Consider the following 1,553-nt stretch of genomic DNA (forward strand, 5'->3'; position numbering starts at 1 on the left):
CGCCGGACGACCTCTCCTTCGGCGCGGACGGCTCGATGTACATCACCGATCTGACGCCGGGCCGGGTGTGGCGCCGCAGCCCGTCGGGCGACTACAGCCTGGTCTCCGACTCGCTCCGGGCCCCGAACGGCATCACCTGTATCGGGGACCGGCTGTTCGTCAACGAGATGGCGATGAACGGCCGGTTGCTGGAGCTGTTCCCGGACGGCGGCGACCCGGTCGTCCTGACCGACGGGCTGACCTTCGGCAACGCCATGCAACTCGGCCCGGACGGCTACCTCTACTACCCCCACATGATGGACAACCAGGTCTGGCGGATCCCCCCGGACGGCGGCACACCCGAGTTGTTCGCGACGGACGTCCACGACCCGGTCGCGGTCCGCTTCGACCAGGGAGGCACCCTGACCGTCCTGTCCCGGGGCATCGCCGGCATCGTGACCCGTATCGACCTCGCCACCGGTGACCGGCGGGTCGTCACCTCCGGCGTGGCGGGGCTGGACAACGCGGCGTTCGACACGGAGAACCGTATGTACGTCTCCAGCTTCGCCAGCGGCGGTGTCACGGAGATGCACGCCGACGGCAGGATCCGCGAGATCGTGCCGCGCGGCCTCGACGGCCCGTACGGCATCACCGTCGACCTCGGCGGCACGGTCCACGCGGCCGACCACTACCGGCTGGCCCGGCTGACCGGCTCCCGCACGGACCAACCCGGCGGTGCCACCCGGGCGTTGATGCCCTTCGTCCACGCCGTCACCGCGGACGACGGGCTCCTGCACACGACCTCGCAGTTCGGCGAGGTGCGCACCGAAAACCCCGCGCACGACAACGCACGAGTGCGCGCGACCGGCCTGAACGAGCCCGGCGGACTCGCCGTCGCACCGGACGGCTCGCTCGTCGTCGCCGAGTCCGGCGCGGGGCGCGTCGTACGGATCGACCCGTCCGACACCCTGACGGTGCTCGCCGAGGGGCTCGCCCACCCTGTGGACGTGGCCTTCGACGACACGACCTGTTACGTCAGCGACGACCACCTCGGCGCGGTGCTCCGCATCGACGCCGGCGTGGCGGTGACCGTGGCGGACGGATTGGGCGCGCCCCAGGGGCTCGCCGTGCTCGACGACGAACTGTTCACGATCGAGGTCGAGCACCGCCGATTACGGGCGATCTCCCTCACCACCGGGGAGAGCCGCGTCGAGGCCGAGGGCCTGGCGGTCGGGCTGCCCCCGGGAATCGTCCTTCCCCACCCGGGACCGGTCTCGCATCCCGCCGGTCCGCCGCGTCGGTTCGCCGGACTGGCGGTGGGCCCGGACGGCTCACTCCTCCTGTCGGCGAACGGAGAAGGAAGCGTGCTGCGGCTGACCCCGGCTGGACGAGACGGCCGAACACCCGTGAAGGGGGCAGGGGATTGACCCGCACCGGACCGGCCGTCCCACCCCGCAACCGTTTCCGCGGGGGCGCCCGCTGCGCGAGAAGTTCGTCCTCGGCCTGTTCGAGAACCCGTTCGTGGATGTCGACGCGGCCGCTTCACTCGCAGCGGCCCGACGTGCCGAGCGACG

Annotated in this window: 1 protein-coding gene; it reads left to right on the forward strand. The window is 71.8% G+C overall.

The features are described from left to right. A partial coding sequence (locus AB0J04_RS46090; RefSeq protein WP_363174726.1) for a hypothetical protein occupies window positions 1–1,406 on the forward strand: 1,406 nt, incomplete at its 5' end. Window positions 1,407–1,553: the final 147 nt, after the last annotated feature.

This window comes from Streptomyces sp. NPDC050263 (assembly GCF_040655955.1).
Lineage (GTDB): Bacteria > Actinomycetota > Actinomycetes > Streptomycetales > Streptomycetaceae > Streptomyces.